The sequence below is a fragment of the Proteus vulgaris genome (assembly GCF_016647575.1).
Classification (GTDB): Bacteria; Pseudomonadota; Gammaproteobacteria; order Enterobacterales; family Enterobacteriaceae; genus Proteus; species Proteus mirabilis_B.
In genome coordinates, this window is sequence record NZ_CP032663.1 from 2,136,142 (window position 1) to 2,152,339 (window position 16,198).

The 16,198-nt window shown below is 38.5% G+C and carries 16 protein-coding genes; 7 read left to right on the forward strand and 9 right to left on the reverse strand.

Features of this window, described 5'->3' with window-relative positions:
- Positions 1–3 precede the first annotated feature (3 nt).
- Positions 4–624 carry a Holliday junction branch migration protein RuvA gene (gene ruvA, locus D7029_RS09960; RefSeq protein ID WP_075671063.1) on the reverse strand — a complete coding sequence of 207 codons (621 nt, stop codon included), beginning with the start codon at positions 622–624 and terminating at the stop codon, positions 4–6.
- A 103-nt stretch (positions 625–727) separates the two neighbouring features.
- Positions 728–1,249, reverse strand: a complete 522-nt coding sequence (gene ruvC / locus D7029_RS09965) for a crossover junction endodeoxyribonuclease RuvC (protein WP_006536599.1) — start codon at positions 1,247–1,249, stop codon at positions 728–730.
- On the opposite strand from ruvC, the gene D7029_RS18985 reads away from it, so the two are divergent.
- The gene (locus D7029_RS18985) at positions 1,239–1,361 is read left to right on the forward strand and encodes a hypothetical protein (protein ID WP_267463807.1); all 123 of its coding nucleotides are present in this window, start codon (positions 1,239–1,241) and stop codon (positions 1,359–1,361) included. The two genes, ruvC and D7029_RS18985, sit on opposite strands and share 11 nt — an antisense overlap.
- A gap of 12 nt (positions 1,362–1,373) precedes the next feature.
- On the opposite strand, the gene D7029_RS09970 is transcribed toward D7029_RS18985, so the two are convergent.
- Genes D7029_RS09970 through aspS form a run of 3 tightly spaced genes read right to left on the reverse strand, consistent with a single transcriptional unit; the run spans position 1,374 to position 4,379 of the window.
- Entirely contained in the window at positions 1,374–2,129 is a 756-nt protein-coding gene (locus D7029_RS09970; RefSeq protein WP_194950579.1) for a YebC/PmpR family DNA-binding transcriptional regulator, read from the reverse strand.
- A gap of 27 nt (positions 2,130–2,156) precedes the next feature.
- Positions 2,157–2,591, reverse strand: coding sequence for a dihydroneopterin triphosphate diphosphatase (gene nudB / locus D7029_RS09975; protein ID WP_194952618.1), 435 nt, complete (start codon positions 2,589–2,591; stop codon positions 2,157–2,159).
- Between the two features lie 3 nt (positions 2,592–2,594).
- Positions 2,595–4,379 carry an aspartate--tRNA ligase gene (gene aspS / locus D7029_RS09980; RefSeq protein ID WP_088495453.1) on the reverse strand — a complete coding sequence of 595 codons (1,785 nt, stop codon included), beginning with the start codon at positions 4,377–4,379 and terminating at the stop codon, positions 2,595–2,597.
- A 266-nt stretch (positions 4,380–4,645) separates the two neighbouring features.
- Here aspS and D7029_RS09985 point away from each other — a divergent pair, with 266 nt between their 5' ends.
- The 5 genes from D7029_RS09985 to D7029_RS10005 all read left to right on the forward strand — a co-directional run bounded on the left by D7029_RS09985 (position 4,646) and on the right by D7029_RS10005 (position 9,746).
- Entirely contained in the window at positions 4,646–5,044 is a 399-nt protein-coding gene (locus D7029_RS09985) for an MAPEG family protein (protein WP_023582071.1), read from the forward strand.
- A 187-nt stretch (positions 5,045–5,231) separates the two neighbouring features.
- Positions 5,232–5,984 (forward strand): carboxy-S-adenosyl-L-methionine synthase CmoA, encoded by a 753-nt coding sequence (gene cmoA / locus D7029_RS09990; protein WP_100159385.1) that lies wholly within the window; start codon positions 5,232–5,234, stop codon positions 5,982–5,984.
- Positions 5,984–6,958, forward strand: a complete 975-nt coding sequence (cmoB, locus tag D7029_RS09995; RefSeq protein ID WP_194950580.1) for a tRNA 5-methoxyuridine(34)/uridine 5-oxyacetic acid(34) synthase CmoB — start codon at positions 5,984–5,986, stop codon at positions 6,956–6,958. The genes cmoA and cmoB overlap by 1 nt, the downstream gene beginning before the upstream one ends.
- A 154-nt stretch (positions 6,959–7,112) precedes the next feature.
- Positions 7,113–7,943, forward strand: a complete 831-nt coding sequence (locus D7029_RS10000) for a hypothetical protein (RefSeq protein ID WP_194950581.1) — start codon at positions 7,113–7,115, stop codon at positions 7,941–7,943.
- Positions 7,944–8,171: 228 nt separating this feature from the next.
- Entirely contained in the window at positions 8,172–9,746 is a 1,575-nt protein-coding gene (locus D7029_RS10005) for an ATP-binding cassette domain-containing protein (protein ID WP_194950582.1), read from the forward strand.
- Between the two features lie 49 nt (positions 9,747–9,795).
- Here D7029_RS10005 and cutC read toward each other — a convergent pair whose 3' ends face one another.
- Entirely contained in the window at positions 9,796–10,548 is a 753-nt protein-coding gene (cutC, locus tag D7029_RS10010) for a copper homeostasis protein CutC (RefSeq protein WP_194950583.1), read from the reverse strand.
- Positions 10,549–10,702: 154 nt separating this feature from the next.
- Positions 10,703–11,257, reverse strand: a complete 555-nt coding sequence (locus D7029_RS10015) for a VOC family protein (protein WP_088495448.1) — start codon at positions 11,255–11,257, stop codon at positions 10,703–10,705.
- Between the two features lie 172 nt (positions 11,258–11,429).
- On the opposite strand from D7029_RS10015, the gene argS reads away from it, so the two are divergent.
- Positions 11,430–13,160: an arginine--tRNA ligase gene (argS, locus tag D7029_RS10020; protein WP_194950584.1), complete on the forward strand. Its 1,731-nt coding sequence runs from the start codon at positions 11,430–11,432 to the stop codon at positions 13,158–13,160.
- Positions 13,161–13,305: 145 nt separating this feature from the next.
- On the opposite strand, the gene D7029_RS10025 is transcribed toward argS, so the two are convergent.
- Together D7029_RS10025 and murJ are read right to left on the reverse strand one after the other, a co-directional pair.
- Positions 13,306–13,578, reverse strand: coding sequence for a hypothetical protein (locus D7029_RS10025; protein WP_088495446.1), 273 nt, complete (start codon positions 13,576–13,578; stop codon positions 13,306–13,308).
- A gap of 1,023 nt (positions 13,579–14,601) precedes the next feature.
- Entirely contained in the window at positions 14,602–16,137 is a 1,536-nt protein-coding gene (gene murJ, locus D7029_RS10030) for a murein biosynthesis integral membrane protein MurJ (protein WP_194950585.1), read from the reverse strand.
- Positions 16,138–16,198 lie beyond the last annotated feature (61 nt).

Sequence of the window (16,198 nt, forward strand, 5' to 3'; positions counted from 1 at the left end):
CTCCTAAATAGCCGCGCGCAACGCTTCTTTAATAAGTGTTTCGCTATCTGTACCCAGTTTTGCCACTTTGCTGATCATTTTTGCAGCTTCTTGTGGTTTATAGCCTAATGCGATTAATGCAGCAGAGGCTTCAGCTTCAATATCAGCCGCTTTTGGCGCTTTAGGTGAAGTGCTTTCTGGTAACTCGATATCACTATTTTCGAATAAATCACCATTAAGACCTTTAAAGCGATCTTTCATTTCAACCACTAAACGCTCAGCAGTTTTCTTACCTACACCCGGTAATTTCACTAATGAAGTGATAGATTCATTTTCAATAGCGGTCACAAATTGGCGAGCAGACATGCCAGATAAAATGGCTAAAGCGAGTTTAGGTCCCACACCATTTACTTTAATTAATTCACGAAAGAGTGCGCGCTCTTGTTTTTGGTTAAAACCATAAAGTAATTGTGCATCTTCGCGTACGATAAATTGCGTGTAGATAATGGCTTCTTGACCAATATCAGGCAATTCATAAAAACAGGTCATTGGCATATTGATTTCATAACCTACACCATTACCTGCCTCAATCAGCACCACTGGTGGCTGTTTTTCAAGAATAATTCCTCTGATACGACCTATCACCCTAACGCCTCCGCAAAAATAATTACGTCAAGTTTATAACATAAAAAAAGCTGGACGTATATCCAGCTTGTGAAAAACCAAAGACATTTACCAAGATAACAACTTATCTTAATCGACCTCGCGTTAAAACTAGACGCGGATCACCTACACGTAATAAATTTTGGTTAAAGTGACAATGTGTAATCGCAATTGCTAATGCATCGGCTGCATCCGATTGTGGTGCCGCGGATAATTTTAATATTGAACGCACCATATGTTGCACTTGGCTTTTTTCAGCCGCACCTGTACCCACAACGGTCTGTTTAACTTGGCGAGCAGCATATTCAAAAACAGGTAAATCGTTATTAACTGCCGCAAGTATTGCTACACCGCGCGCTTGCCCAAGTTTAAGTGCAGAATCAGCATTTTTAGCCATAAACACTTGCTCAACCGCAAACACATCTGGCGAAAATTGAGTAATGATTTCGCTAACACCTGCATAAATACGTTTAAGTCGATTAGGAAGGTCGGGAACTTGTGTGCGAATACAACCGCTTCCCAAATAGATAAGTTGTCGCCCTTGCTGTCGAATTACACCGTAGCCTGTAACACGCGAACCGGGGTCTATACCTAGAATGATAGCCATATCAATTCCTGTTGCCGATATGGTCGATGGCGAGAGAAAAGAGCAAAAAAATCTGCTCTGCTCTTCTCTTCGCACTTTTAATAACAGCGTTGAACACCGTTATTTTCGATAATCGCTAGAACGATTACAGGATATCTTCCAGTTGTTTTGCAACTTCATCTGAGATATCACCGTTGTGATACACTTCTTGCACGTCATCACTGTCTTCTAACATATCGATAAGACGCATTAATTTTGGTGCAGTTTCAATATCTAATTCTGCTTTAGTCGATGGGATCATCGAAACTTCAGCTGATTCAGCCACAAAACCTGCTGCATCCATCGCATCTTTTACATCACCAAAAGATTCTGGTGTGGTGTAAACATCGATAGCGCCATCATCAAAAGTCTCAACGTCATCAGCACCTGCTTCTAACGCAGCTTCCATAACAGCATCTTCATCAACACCCGGTGCGTATGAAATGACACCTTTTTTGGTAAACAGGTAAGATACGGAACCATCAGTTCCTAAGTTACCACCTGTTTTGGTAAATGCATGGCGAACATCGGAAACAGTACGGTTACGATTATCACTTAAGCATTCAACCATCACAGCAGTACCTGCTGGGCCATAGCCTTCATAAATGATGGTTTCCATATTATCGTTGTCATCATTACCCACACCACGTGCAATTGCACGGTTTAAGGTGTCACGAGTCATGTTGTTCGATAATGCTTTATCAACTGCCGCACGTAAACGCGGGTTAGTTGCAGGATCACCACCACCTAAACGTGCTGCTGTAACTAATTCACGGATGATTTTAGTGAAAATTTTACCGCGTTTCGCATCTTGCGCTGCTTTACGGTGTTTTGTATTGGCCCATTTACTATGACCTGCCATGAAATATCTCCAAACGTGGTCTAATCATTAAATAACAAATTCTTCAATCGCTTGCTGATTACTGGCGGATTTTGTTAATTTTGCCGCCAGTGGCGCGTCTAGCCATTGGTATTGCGAATGCTCAGTTAGCACAATATCTCGCTCTGCGGGTAGTGCTAATGTAAACCAATGTTCCTGACAATGTGTAACATCTGGTGCATAACGATGCCGAAAATGTGCAAAAATCTCAAAAAGAATTGAGCGTTGGCAATCCACCAGCTCAAGATTTTCTTTTATGATATCAATTCCAACTTCTTCTTGCACTTCGCGCAACGCCGTTTGAAAAGGCGTTTCTTCCGCTTCTAAGCTCCCTGTCACAGATTGCCAGAAATCAGGATCATCTCGACGCTTTAGCATAAGCACCCGTTTGGTCTCTTTTGCATAAATAACAACTAAAACGGATATCGGGCGCTTATATTTCATCATTTACTCTTTATCTTCGCTAACTTCTTTTTGAGTTACTGCAATCGCTAACTCTTTTAAAGAATCTTCATTAGCAAAGCTTGGTGCATTAGTCATTAAACACGCAGCAGCTGTTGTTTTAGGGAAAGCAATAACATCACGAATGTTATCAGTCCCCGTTAACAACATGACTAAACGGTCTAAACCAAATGCTAAACCTGCATGTGGTGGAGTACCAAATTTAAGCGCATCTAATAAGAAACCAAATTTCTCTTGTTGCTCATTCGGTGCAATACCTAAAATGCTAAATACCGCTTGTTGCATTTCATTACGGTGAATACGCACTGAACCGCCACCCACTTCATAACCATTGATAACCATATCATACGCATTTGCCACAGCACCTACTGGGTGTGCAGTTAATTCAGCTGGTGATAAGTCTTTTGGAGAAGTAAATGGATGGTGCATCGCACTTAAGCTGCCGGTTTCTTCATCTTCTTCAAACATTGGGAAGTCAATAACCCACAATGGTTTCCATGCATTTAAATCGGTCAGTTCAAGATCACGACCCACTTTCAGACGCAGAGCGCCCATTGCATCACTCATTGTGCCTTTACGACCTGCGCCAAAGAAAATCAAGTCGCCGTCTGTTGCGCCTGTTGTTTCTAAAATTGAGTTAACAACATCGTTAGTCAGGAATTTAGCGATTGGGCTTTGTACACCTTCAATGCCTTTCGCACTTTCATTGACTTTCATCCACGCAAGGCCTTTAGCGCCGTAAATACCAACAAACTGTGTATATTCGTCGATATTTTTACGAGTTAATGATGCGCCACCCGGTACACGCAATGCGATAACACGGCATCTTTCATCATTTGCCGCTTGTGCAAATACACTGAACTCAACATCTTTGACTAAATCAGCGATGTCTTTAAGTTCCATTGGGTTACGTAAATCTGGTTTGTCTGAACCATAACGACGCATTGCTTCAGCAAAAGTCATTACTGGGAACGCACCTAAATCGACATTCAGAACATCTAACCATAATGCATGGATCATACGCTCCATCACTTCGCGCACTTGGTCTGCACTCATGAAAGAGGTTTCAACATCGATTTGTGTAAATTCAGGCTGACGGTCAGCACGTAAGTCTTCATCACGGAAGCATTTTACGATTTGATAGTAACGATCAAAGCCAGACATCATCAGTAGCTGTTTAAAAAGCTGTGGTGATTGTGGTAATGCGTAGAATTTACCTTTATGTACACGGCTTGGAACTAAATAGTCACGCGCACCTTCTGGTGTCGCTTTTGTCAGCATTGGGGTTTCAACATCAAGGAAACCTTCACCATCCATAAAACGGCGAACAAAGCTTGTGATTTTAGCACGGGTTTTTAAGCGATCTGACATTTCAGGGCGACGCAGGTCTAAATAACGATAAGTTAAACGACGCTCTTCAGTATTTGTTTGATTGCTATCTAACGGTAATGGCTCTGAACGGTTAAAAATAGACAGAGATTCTGCCGCTAACTCAATTTCACCTGTTGCCATATTTTTATTAACTTGGCTATCAGGACGAGCGCGTACTGTTCCTGTGACTTGAATACAAAATTCATTACGCAGTTCTGAAGCCTGAGAAAATGCCTCTTTCTGCTCTGGGTCAAAGAAGACTTGAACAATACCTTCGCGATCTCGCATATCAATAAAGATAAGTCCACCTAAGTCACGGCGACGGTTAACCCAACCACAAAGAGTCACTTTTTGGCCCACATGGGCGCTATTCAACTGCCCACAATAATTAGTACGCATACAATATCCTTTTACTCAGCTTGTTGTGCTTTCTGCTGCGGAAATTTTGGCAATAGTCTTTTTCGAGTAGTGTCAAAAAAAAGGCAGACATTATAACGAAAATTCTTCCCGGAGATAAGAGTATAGACCTAGTTTATATGATACATCTTTTCAAGGATTTGCTAATCCCCAAACAATTAATTAATAATAATTATTTATAGCGACAGAAGTCGCTTTGAGGTTTATCATTAAATTCGCCGTTTTTTGGCTTTGGCAATGGAGAAAAGATGGTTAGCTCGCTTTATATCGTACTGGGCGCACTATTATTGATTAAATTGTCCCTCAATGTCGTAAAACTCAGAACACAATATCGGGTTGCTTATGGTGATGGTGGCTTTTATGAATTACAAACAGCCATCCGTGTTCACGGCAATGCGGTAGAATATATTCCGATTTCCATGATCTTATTACTGGTCATGGAAATGAATGGTGCTTTTGTTTGGATGGTACACATCTGTGGCTCAATTTTAATCGCAGGTCGTTTTTTACACTCTTATGGATTAAAACACCGTGAACTTCGCTGGCGTCGTTCAGGCATGGCAGCCACTTACTTATCAATGGTATTGATGATCATTGCTAATATTTATTTCCTTCCTTGGATACAAATCTTTTCCTTTTATTACTAAGTCCTCGCGGGAATAACATGATCATCCATGATCAAAACCGACATCCTTGCTGTTGTGTCTAATAACGGCAAGGTATCAAAAAGGTTTATTTATTTTTTCCAATTTCTTTCTAAATAATGCAACTTTGTGAGCACCGTCGCTTCTGGTAGAATGCTTGCTTCTTTTATTCCTTAAACCTATTTTAGTTATGTCGAATTCAAAATCATCACAACAAGACAGCTTATTTGCGACACCTATCGCTAACCTCGGTGACTGGCGCTTTGACGAAAAAGTCGCTGAAGTGTTTCCTGATATGATAAAACGCTCAGTACCAGGTTACTCTAATATTATTTCCATGATTGGTATGCTTGCGGGTCGCTTTGTTACACCCAATAGCCAAGTCTACGATTTAGGCTGTTCTTTAGGTGCAGCAACCCTTTCCATGCGTCGTAATATTGATGCTGCTGGTTGCAAAATTATTGGTGTTGATAATTCACCTGCAATGGTAGAACGCTGTCAGCGCCATATTGATGCCTATAAAGCAGATACACCCGTTGATATTATTGAAGGTGATATTCTTGATATCGAGATCAACAACGCCTCAATGGTCGTACTTAACTTCACCTTGCAATTCTTAGCACCAAACGATCGCCAAATATTATTAAACCGAATTTACCAAGGTCTTAATCCCGGCGGTGTGTTAGTACTTTCTGAAAAATTCAGTTTTGAAGATAAAGAAATTGGTGAGTTACTGTTTAATATGCACCATGATTTCAAACGCGCTAATGGTTACAGTGAATTAGAAATTAGCCAAAAACGTAGCATGTTAGAAAATGTCATGCTGACCGATTCTGTTGAAACGCATAAAACTCGCTTACATAATGCAGGTTTCCCACATGCGGAAGTTTGGTTCCAATGTTTTAATTTCGGCTCTCTTTTAGCGATTAAAGGCAATAATTAATGATTAATTTTGGCTCGTTTTATCAACTTATTGCGCAAGATGAGCGCTTATTTCATTGGTTAGATACATTACCTGCTCAATTATCAGAATGGCGCTCAAATGCGTTACACGGTCACTTTTCCTCATGGGAAAGAATGCTTGATGGCTTGCCAGAGATTGCCCCTACTGAGATTGACTTAAAAAATGGTGTGATTGCTCAGCATACTCCAGCATTAAGCGCAGGCGAGCAACTGGGATTAAGCAACGTTTTAAAAAATTTAATGCCGTGGCGTAAAGGTCCATTTTCACTTTATGGCGTCGATATCGACACAGAATGGCGCTCTGATTGGAAGTGGGATCGTGTTTTACCGCATCTTTCACCACTTGAAGGCCGTTTAGTATTAGATGTTGGTTGTGGCAGTGGTTATCACATGTGGCGGATGTTAGGTGAAGGTGCAGAATTTGTTGTCGGGATCGACCCTACTCAACTTTTCTTATGCCAATTTGAAGCAGTCAGAAAATTATTAGGTAATGACCAACGCGCACATTTAATTCCTGTTGGTATTGAGCAAATGCCTGAATTAAATGCCTTCGATACCGTATTTTCTATGGGTGTACTTTATCATCGCCGCTCACCTCTTGATCATTTATGGCAATTAAAGAACCAATTAGTGTCTGGTGGCGAATTAGTATTAGAAAGCCTCGTTGTTGATGGTGATGAATTCCAATGTCTGATCCCGGGTGAACGTTATGCACAAATGCGTAATGTGTACTTTATTCCATCTGCAAAAATGCTGAAAGTTTGGCTAGAAAAATGTGGCTTTAAAGATGTGCGCATTGTCGATGAAAACACAACCTCTCTTGATGAACAACGTAAAACGGATTGGATGGTAACGGATTCATTAGAGGCATTCTTAGATGCTGATGATAAAACAAAAACAGTTGAAGGTTATCCCGCACCTAAACGCGCGATATTAATTGCAACTAAACCCTAAGCTTTATTTATTTTAAGTGTGTTACAGATAATCATTACAAAAAGGGTATCTTATAGAGATATCCTTTTTTCTATATCAATTTAAATGTTTTAAAATCACTTTTTCTAACTTAGACCTTATTACATCGATAAAATTGACTCTATAAAAGATCATCATGGCGAAATATAAAGAAAATAAACAAACTAAACAAAAAAGGATCGCACAACAAAAACAGCAATCGCTGGTTCTTAACGAGCACAGAAAAGAGAATGAAAAACGAGAACTCTTTTTTTCTAATCAAAATTTTTTAGAAAATGAGTCACCCATTACACTTACGCCATTACAGCGTAAAATCAGTGCGTTATTCTCTTGGTTTGATTATTTTACTCAATTCTTTTATATCGCTTTTATTATTACTGCATGGTGTTATCCCGCGTTGTTTAGCGTTCAAACCATTTATAATTTAACCGTTATTTTTATCTTTGAGTTTATTCTTGTTCATTCAGGTCTGTTTATGGCTGTACTAGCACGAACTAAACTTATTTTTGTTCTTATCCCTGTTTATAGCGTATTTGCCTTTATGATTAATAGTTTTATTATGGGCGATGAGAATATTGTGCTTTGGCTCTACGCGGTTATTGTCGCTAATCGCCTTATTGGTAGCTATCAAGCAAAAAGTAGAGAGGCTTGGAATAAAAACGTTCTTAATTCTGCATATATGACGCTCAATTTTCTATTTTGCATCTTCTTAATTGCAATGATCCGCTTTATTGTTCCTTATGGTGGATTAACACCTGAATATTTAGATAAAGTAAATTATTTAAATTTAATCGCTTCACATAGTGAATATTTTAATGCACCTCATGTTGGCATGGCGTTAGGAACACTTTTATATACTATTCCTTTTATTTTTCTGACAATAACAATGTTTTCACCTCTTTATAAAAAAATTAAATTTAAGTTTATTTATAACAGAGAAAAAACAACACGCGGCTCACGACGTTAATCCCTATTGATCTTGGCATGTTTATCGCTATAATAGGCGCGTTACATTCCCTATCCTATTTTATTTTTAAGAAGGCACTTCCCTACGATGAATTAAATTCTGCCAGAAAATTTTTTCAAATACCTTTTTGGGTATTTATTTTCTGTTACTGGCAGACAATAATTTATTTCGTCGCATCTAAAAAAGATCACGGCTGTCTGCCACCTATTTCGCTTAGGAGGTATTATTATGACAATAGCCTGTCACTTCTCACAACTGACTATCGAATTTAATCAGCAAACTCTTTTTCCACCGTTAACTCGCTCATTGGCTTGTCAGCAAAATGCATTGATCGGTCATAACGGCAAAGGAAAATCTGTACTGTTAAGATTATTAGCACAAAAAATATTACCAACCGCTGGTCAAGTTAATTGGAATATGCCTTTTGTTCACGTTGATCAATTAACCCGATTACAAGGCGATACACTTGCTCAAGCGTTAGATATTCATGAAATTTATCAAGCATTCCAACGCGTTGATGCAGGTATTGCTACATTAGAAGATATTGAGTTGCTCGATGGTAAATGGCAACTTCCTGTTACGTGGCAGAATTTATTAGATTCAGCACAACTCCCTGTTGCATTAGATACCCCTATTGCGCATCTAAGTGGTGGAGAACAGACACGTTTAGCACTTTGTCGCGCTTTTTTATGCGAGCAGAGTTTTCTGCTCTTAGATGAGCCAGATAACCATCTTGATTATCAAGGACAACAATGGTTAATAAAACAGTTAGCTCAGCACAAAGCAGGATCTCTTATTGTTAGTCATAATCGAAACTTGCTCTCATATGCGGATACGATTCTTGAATTAAGCGAGAAAGGTTTATCTGAATATGGAGGAAATTATACTTTATATGAGACACAAAAAAGTGCAGAAATAGCCTCGTTGGAAGCCGCAAGTGATCGACTAAACAGCCAAATTAAAAATGAGAAACGCCAGCAACAAGCGACATTACAAAAAGCAGCACAACGAAAACGACAAGGCGAATCAATTAGGAAAAGTGGCTCTCAATGCTTACTTTTATTGGATATGCAAACAAATCGGGCTGAACAAAGACAATCTGCAGTTGCAAAGCGTCATCAGCGCGTAATCGATGATATGCAATCTCAAAAACAAGGTGTCGATGAGGAAAAATCACATGTTCATCAACAAAAAATGGTGTTGAATTATCAAAGTGATGGTCACCGTTTAAATGTATTTGTTGATAATCTTCAACTTCCATATGGTTATCAGCACCCTATTTCATTCTCAGCTTACGGTAATGAACATTGGCATATTAAAGGTAAGAATGGATGTGGGAAATCAACATTATTAAAATGTTTAATTGAACAATTTGCACCGCTTTCTGGTGAGTTTCGTCTAAACAAGGACTATTGCTATCTCGATCAACACCTTGCTTTACTTGATAAAACATTGCCTGTTGCACAAGCACTACACCAATATCAGCCTGCTATTTCTATTGAGCAATGGCGAACACGCCTTGGGATGTTGAGAATTAGAGGTGATAAATCTTTACTACCGCTTGAAAAACTAAGTGGTGGCGAGCAATTAAAAGCAACGTTATTGGCCTTAACTCATAGCCCAAAACCACCTGCGGTATTATTACTCGATGAGCCAGATAATCACCTTGATATCGAGTCCAAACAACTATTGGAAAATTTACTTGTTGAATACCAAGGTACATTATTACTGGTTTCGCATGATGACGCTTTTGTGGAACGCTGTGGTATTACACATACGTTGTTATTAGACGAGATTGCATAAAAAACTGCGCCATAAAAGGCGCAGTTCTAAAATCTTTAATTTGTGCTAATTAAGATGCTAATGGTGCATGAATACTCATAATATCTTTCATCGCTTCAACCGTATCTTCATCTACACAGTAATGCGTAAATTCATCCACTTCACTGTCAGAGCTCATGGTTACACCTGCTTTACGGTAAATCATAGTTGAAGGCGCCACTTTCCCTGCTGAACTGTGTATTTCTTTTAATCCTGCATCTAAGAATTTTTGGATATTACTGAGTCTTACACCAGCCCCCGCCATAATGATAGGGCCTTGTGTTTTCTCATTTAACGTTCGTAATAATGGCAAACCTAGTTCCGCGTTTGCCTGCTGTCCTGACGTTAGAATACGAGAAACACCTAGCTGAGTCAGTTGTTCTAGCGCTAATAATGGATTAATACACATATCAAAAGCGCGATGAAAAGTAATGGCTAATGGGCCTGCAAGCTCCATTAAAATTTCCATTTTAGGTAAATCAATATGCCCTTCTTCATTTAAAAGACCAACAACTGCTCCTGAAAATCCCATATCACGGATCAAACTAATATCATTTTTCATTGCTGAAAAATCAGCTTGTGTATAACAAAAATCACCACCACGAGGGCGAACAATGGGATGAACGGGAATACGAACCAAATCTCTGACTTGTCTTAGCATTCCAAAGCTTGGCGTAATGCCACCTTCTGCTGGACTCGTGCACAGCTCTATTCTGTCTGCACCCGCTCGTTCTGCTACCAACGCACATTCAGCGCCAAAACAACAAATCTCCAACGTAGCCATATCATCCCTCTCCATCCTTAATAAAGAAAGTAATCAGAAAATAAACATCATTTCTTAGCGATTTCTAACAATAGTTGTCGAATCTCGTTATTCATTCAATTCTGCTATCAGAATTTTGTGCTGACACAAGCAAACTATTTTCTGAAAGTGTCGCTCAACACTCACTTTCTACGATTTCAAGTAACGAATAAGGATGATACTTCACTGTGACTTTTCCATTAGAAATAGCCACTGTTGGATTAGGTAAACGTTCTTTCTCACCTTTAGGTTCACTGATTTTTAAGCTAACACTCTCAGGTAACATTTCAGGTAAAAATGACATAACTTTAGTCACTAAATCAGTTGGCTCAACGGGGATCACTTGCTCAATATGCTCCCAACCTTGATACTCATATTTTTTATTTGTGGGAAAAGGTAACTCAACGATGGAAACAGATTGATTTAAAATAGTTAATGGCGTTTCTAATTGAAATAGATATATTGGCCGTCCATTAATTACATTATCAGAAATACACTTTCCACACTGGCTTAATCCTGCTCTCCACTGCTCCGCTAACGCTAAATCGTGACAACGTAACGATACGTGATCCGTGAGATGGGCGGATAAATCTATACTCAAACTATTGGCAAATAGCGTCATATTTTCTTCAAACAAAGAAAGCTCGTGAGTTAAATCATTTAATTGAGGAATTGAAGAAAATAACACCATTTTGAATAACCTTAATGAAAAAACAGAGAAAAAACCTTAAAGATAAGGCCGAGATGGTAGCATGTTCTAGCCGGAATATGTTATAAATTCAAGGTTAATCCCAATTCTTTATAAAAAACCTGTCAGGCTTTTGTCGTCAGGTTTTATTTTCTCAATAATTTAAGGTAACCCGGTGAATATTCAGGCTTTTCTTTCAGAAAAAATCAGTGTGGCAATGTGTGCTGCTGGCGCACCCGCTGATAGCGAACCTCTTGTCCGTCAGTCAGCCAAAGTACAATTTGGTGACTATCAGGCAAATGGTGTCATGGGAGCTGCAAAAAAAATGGGGATCCCACCCCGACAACTCGCAGAAAAGATCTTAGAAAAGCTCGATATTACGGATGTTGCAGATAAAGTTGAAATCGCAGGTCCGGGTTTTATCAATATCTTTTTATCTTCACAATGGGTTGCCAAGCAAGCTGAAGCCGCATTAGCAGATGAACATCTAAACGTAACACCCGTTGAACCTCAAACTATTGTTATCGACTACTCATCTCCGAACGTTGCGAAACAGATGCACGTTGGGCACTTACGCTCGACCATTATTGGTGATGCAAGTGCGCGTACTTTGTCTTTCTTAGGTCATAATGTTGTTCGTGCTAATCACCTTGGTGATTGGGGTACGCAATTTGGTATGTTAATTGCGTATTTAGAGAAAAAACAGAATGAAAATGCCGCTGATATGGCGTTGTCTGATCTCGAAGAATTCTATCGCGAAGCGAAAAAACATTATGATGAAGATGAAGTATTCGCAGAGCGTGCCCGTAATTATGTTGTGAAATTACAAAGTGGTGATGAATACTGCCGTACAATGTGGCGCAAATTAGTTGATATCACCATGCAACAAAACCAAGTGACTTATCAACGCCTTAACGTCACATTAACCGAAGATGACATTATGGGTGAAAGTCTTTATAACCCAATGTTAGCGGGTATTGTTGCTGATTTAAAAGCAAAAGGTCTTGCAGTAGAAAGTGAAGGTGCAACGGTTGTTTTCCTTGATGAGTATAAAAACAAGGAAGGTGAACCTATGGGTGTTATCGTTCAGAAAAAAGACGGTGGCTACCTATATACAACAACCGATATTGCTTGTGCAAAATACCGTCACGAAACATTACACGCTGATCGCGTACTCTATTATATTGACTCTCGTCAGCACCAGCATTTAATGCAAGCTTGGACGATTGTTCGTAAAGCAGGCTACATCCCAGATTCAATGTCACTCGAACACCATATGTTCGGTATGATGTTAGGTAAAGATGGTCGTCCGTTTAAAACTCGTTCTGGTGGCACTATTCGTTTAACCGATTTACTTGATGAAGCCCAAGAAAGAGCCCGTACATTAATCGCTGAAAAAAATCCAGATATGGATAAAGACGAATTAAATAACGTTGCTCGCGTTGTGGGTATTGGTGCTGTTAAATACGCTGACTTGTCAAAAAACCGTACAACAGATTACATCTTTGATTGGGATCTGATGTTAAGTTTTGAAGGTAACACAGCACCTTATATGCAATATGCATATACTCGTGTTGCTTCAATCTTCAAACGTGCAGAAATTGATGAAAATGCGTTAACACAACCTATCGCACTAACACAATCTCATGAGAAACAACTTGCATTACGTTTAGTCCAATTTGATGAAACCATTATGCAAGTTTCCCGTGAAGGAACGCCTCACGTTATGTGTGCTTATCTTTATGATCTGGCACAAGCCTTCTCTGGCTTTTATGAAAACTGCCCTATCTTATCTGCTGAAGATGAAAACACTCGCCAAAGCCGTCTAAAACTGGCTCGTTTAACCGCGAGAACCTTAAAACAAGGTTTAGATACTTTAGGCATTGAAACCGTAGATAGAATGTAATTCATCTCTATTTTCAAATAGCAGTGATAAAAAAACCGATGGCATTAACCATCGGTTTTTTATTATGCATTAAGTCTTAATTCAATATAGCTAAAATAACACTTCAAGCAATTGTGTAATCAAACTTCCAAATGCTACTTAATCATTAGTCTTCATTAGCAGTTATAACATCCTGACACAGTAGCCCTCTAATATCTTTTGCATCAATCCACCCATCAACACTATCTATTGGCTTGCTAGGGCTGTATAAGCGGTCATTGACATCTTTAGCGGTGAAAGCAAGCTTCTCATTAGTTTTGTCAAATACGCCCACACAGTTAACTGGAGTGAGTCTTGAGGTATTAATTTTTCCGTCAGCAGTACAACCTGCAAGAAATAATGTAGCTAATGATACAGAAATGATAATTGCTTTTTTCATAGTAGCTCCTTGACGCTTTTATTTTTATTTTTACCAAAAACCACAAAGTGGTTATTTAGTAGTCTTTAAACTAGAAATATTTAATGATTTATAACTGCTTTGAGTATAACGAATAAATGGAGAAATATTTGAGTTATTGAGCTATTAATAAAAAAATAAGAAATATTGAGAAGGAATAGAAAAGAGAGGGAAAAACAGAAAACAACGGCGGACAAATGAAAGCAATAATTAGTGTACCATACTGAATTCTCAGTAATCTAATTATCTATTAAAAATAGATTTAGCATTAATTTCATTATTCACACGACTTATTGTTTACTGCTTATCCCCAGCAATCGTGTTACCTATTTGAAGCGCAGACAAAATAGATATGATCACTTTCAGTAGTACTGAACGATAACAAGCAAATAACTTTACAGTCACGGTTAATCTACCTGAATAAAGAAATAATAATATGTCTTAAATCAAAAAAATTAAATGTTTTAAAATATACTGCAATATTTTGAAATATTTGCAATATCTCATCATTAAGTAAGAAATATTTAACAGATGTGTCAATTTTTAAACCTATACAACACAAGAGAGTTTATCTAAAAAAAGATAATTCGTCAAACCGTAAGTGCTTAGAATATAGTGTCTATTTTTTTACTTTATGTAGAATCCCACCATTAGTAAACAAATTGTCTAAAGATATTCGATATGATTAATGATTAGATAAATTTATTAATAACCATCAAAAAATGTGTTCCAATGCCTAAAATCTGTATAAACCATTTAGAAATTGGAAAAAAAATTTAATAAAAAAAAGAGCAAGAAAAATATTTTTTGTTTTTTCTTGCTCTTTTTTCTCTTTCTAAGAGTAGTCAGAATCATGTGACTAAATGCTAGAAGTGTGATCTATGACGCATTATAAATAGTCTAAAAATAGAGAAAGGTTCTAAACGAGGAAAGTTGTGTTGATAAAAACATTGTTAATTTTGCAACTCCTCGCTTTTATACAAAAGCGAGGAGTCACTGTTTCAGTTATAACGCACGTAGTGAGAAATGACGAGGTCTAAACCCTAATGCATACAGCGCAACAAAATAACTCCCTGCTCCGGCTACTACAACCAACAACAAACGTAATATACGCATTGGCATACTGCCAATATCCCAACTTGGCATGATCCACAACATTCCAACTAATACAGCACCCATTACGGCAAGTGCAATAACAAGTTTCAATAAAAACACAGGCCAACCGGCTAAAGGCTGATAGATATCTTTCTTACGGATTTGCCAAAACAACATAGAGGCATTGAAACAAGCCGCAATACCGATTGAGAGCGCAAGACCCACATGTTTTAAGCTACCAATAAACGCAAGGTTCATTAATTGTGTGAGGATCAATGTGGCAATCGCAATTTTTACGGGGGTTTTAATATCCTGACGAGAATAAAAACCCGGTGCTAAGATTTTTATGATAATCAGCCCCATTAATCCAACACAGTAAGCGATTAGCGCTTGTTGTGTCATTAATGCATCATGAGCATTAAAATTGCCATATTGGAATAAAGACGCCGTTAAAGGCCCTGATAGTACCGCTAAACCAATAGTACAAGGCAGTGCTAATAAAAAGCACAGTCTTAACCCCCAATCCATCAGTTTTCTATACTCTTCAGTTTTACCACTGGCGAAACTCTTAGATAATGAAGGAAGTAATATTGTACCTAATGCAACCCCTAATACCCCTGTCGGTAGCTCCATCAAGCGATCTGCGTAATACATCCAAGAGACGGAACCAGAAACTAAAAAAGAAGCAAAAATAGTATTAATAATTAATGATATTTGGCTAACTGAAACGCCTAAAATAGCAGGTCCCATCAATTTCATCACACGCCAAACACCGCTATTTCTAAATGAGATACGCGGTAAAACAAGCATACCGATTTTTTTCAAATGTGGTAATTGATACCCAAGTTGTAATATTCCTCCCGCAACAACCGCCCACGCCAAAGCCATAATAGGAGGATTACAGTAAGGGGCGACGACTAAAGCAAAAAAGATCATGCTGACATTGAGGAGCGTCGGTGCAAATGCGGGTACTGAAAACCGATTCCAAGTATTTAAAATAGAGCCTGTCAATGAAGCTAATGAAATAAGAAAAATATAAGGAAAGGTGATCCGTAATAGGTCAGTCGTTAATTGAAATTTATCAGGTGAACTACTAAAACCCGGTGCTGTAACATAAATCACCCAAGGCGCAGCAATAATACCAATCACGGTGACCACGGCTAAAATAAGCGTCAGCATACCCGAAACATAAGCAATAAAGGTACGCGTTGCTTCCTCACCTTGCTGATTTTTATATTCTGCCAAGATAGGAACAAATGCTTGAGAAAATGCCCCTTCAGCAAATATACGACGTAATAAGTTGGGCAATTTAAAAGCTACAAAAAAGGCATCGGTTGCCATACCTGCGCCAAAAATACGCGCAATAATTGCATCACGAATAAATCCTAGTACCCGTGAAAATAAGGTCATAGAACTCACTGCGGCGAGTGATTTAAGTAAATTCATAAAGTCATTCTAATTTTTGTTGAATGGAATAAAAAGAAAGGGACTATACTCCGTCTCTAAC

What these genes read in the sequence shown, in the direction of transcription:
- D7029_RS09985 (WP_023582071.1), top strand. Translation starts at nt 4,646, where the DNA reads ATGGTTAGCTCGCTTTATATCGTACTGGGCGCACTATTATTGATTAAA.
- cutC (WP_194950583.1), bottom strand. Translation starts at nt 10,548, where the DNA reads ATGGCTACGTTGGAGATTTGTTGTTTTGGCGCTGAATGTGCGTTGGTA.
- D7029_RS10005 (WP_194950582.1), top strand. Translation starts at nt 8,172, where the DNA reads ATGACAATAGCCTGTCACTTCTCACAACTGACTATCGAATTTAATCAG.
- murJ (WP_194950585.1), bottom strand. Translation starts at nt 16,137, where the DNA reads ATGAATTTACTTAAATCACTCGCCGCAGTGAGTTCTATGACCTTATTT.
- D7029_RS10000 (WP_194950581.1), top strand. Translation starts at nt 7,113, where the DNA reads ATGGCGAAATATAAAGAAAATAAACAAACTAAACAAAAAAGGATCGCA.
- D7029_RS18985 (WP_267463807.1), top strand. Translation starts at nt 1,239, where the DNA reads ATGATAGCCATATCAATTCCTGTTGCCGATATGGTCGATGGCGAGAGA.
- D7029_RS09970 (WP_194950579.1), bottom strand. Translation starts at nt 2,129, where the DNA reads ATGGCAGGTCATAGTAAATGGGCCAATACAAAACACCGTAAAGCAGCG.
- cmoB (WP_194950580.1), top strand. Translation starts at nt 5,984, where the DNA reads ATGATTAATTTTGGCTCGTTTTATCAACTTATTGCGCAAGATGAGCGC.
- D7029_RS10015 (WP_088495448.1), bottom strand. Translation starts at nt 11,257, where the DNA reads ATGGTGTTATTTTCTTCAATTCCTCAATTAAATGATTTAACTCACGAG.
- aspS (WP_088495453.1), bottom strand. Translation starts at nt 4,379, where the DNA reads ATGCGTACTAATTATTGTGGGCAGTTGAATAGCGCCCATGTGGGCCAA.
- ruvC (WP_006536599.1), bottom strand. Translation starts at nt 1,249, where the DNA reads ATGGCTATCATTCTAGGTATAGACCCCGGTTCGCGTGTTACAGGCTAC.
- nudB (WP_194952618.1), bottom strand. Translation starts at nt 2,591, where the DNA reads ATGAAATATAAGCGCCCGATATCCGTTTTAGTTGTTATTTATGCAAAA.
- D7029_RS10025 (WP_088495446.1), bottom strand. Translation starts at nt 13,578, where the DNA reads ATGAAAAAAGCAATTATCATTTCTGTATCATTAGCTACATTATTTCTT.
- cmoA (WP_100159385.1), top strand. Translation starts at nt 5,232, where the DNA reads ATGTCGAATTCAAAATCATCACAACAAGACAGCTTATTTGCGACACCT.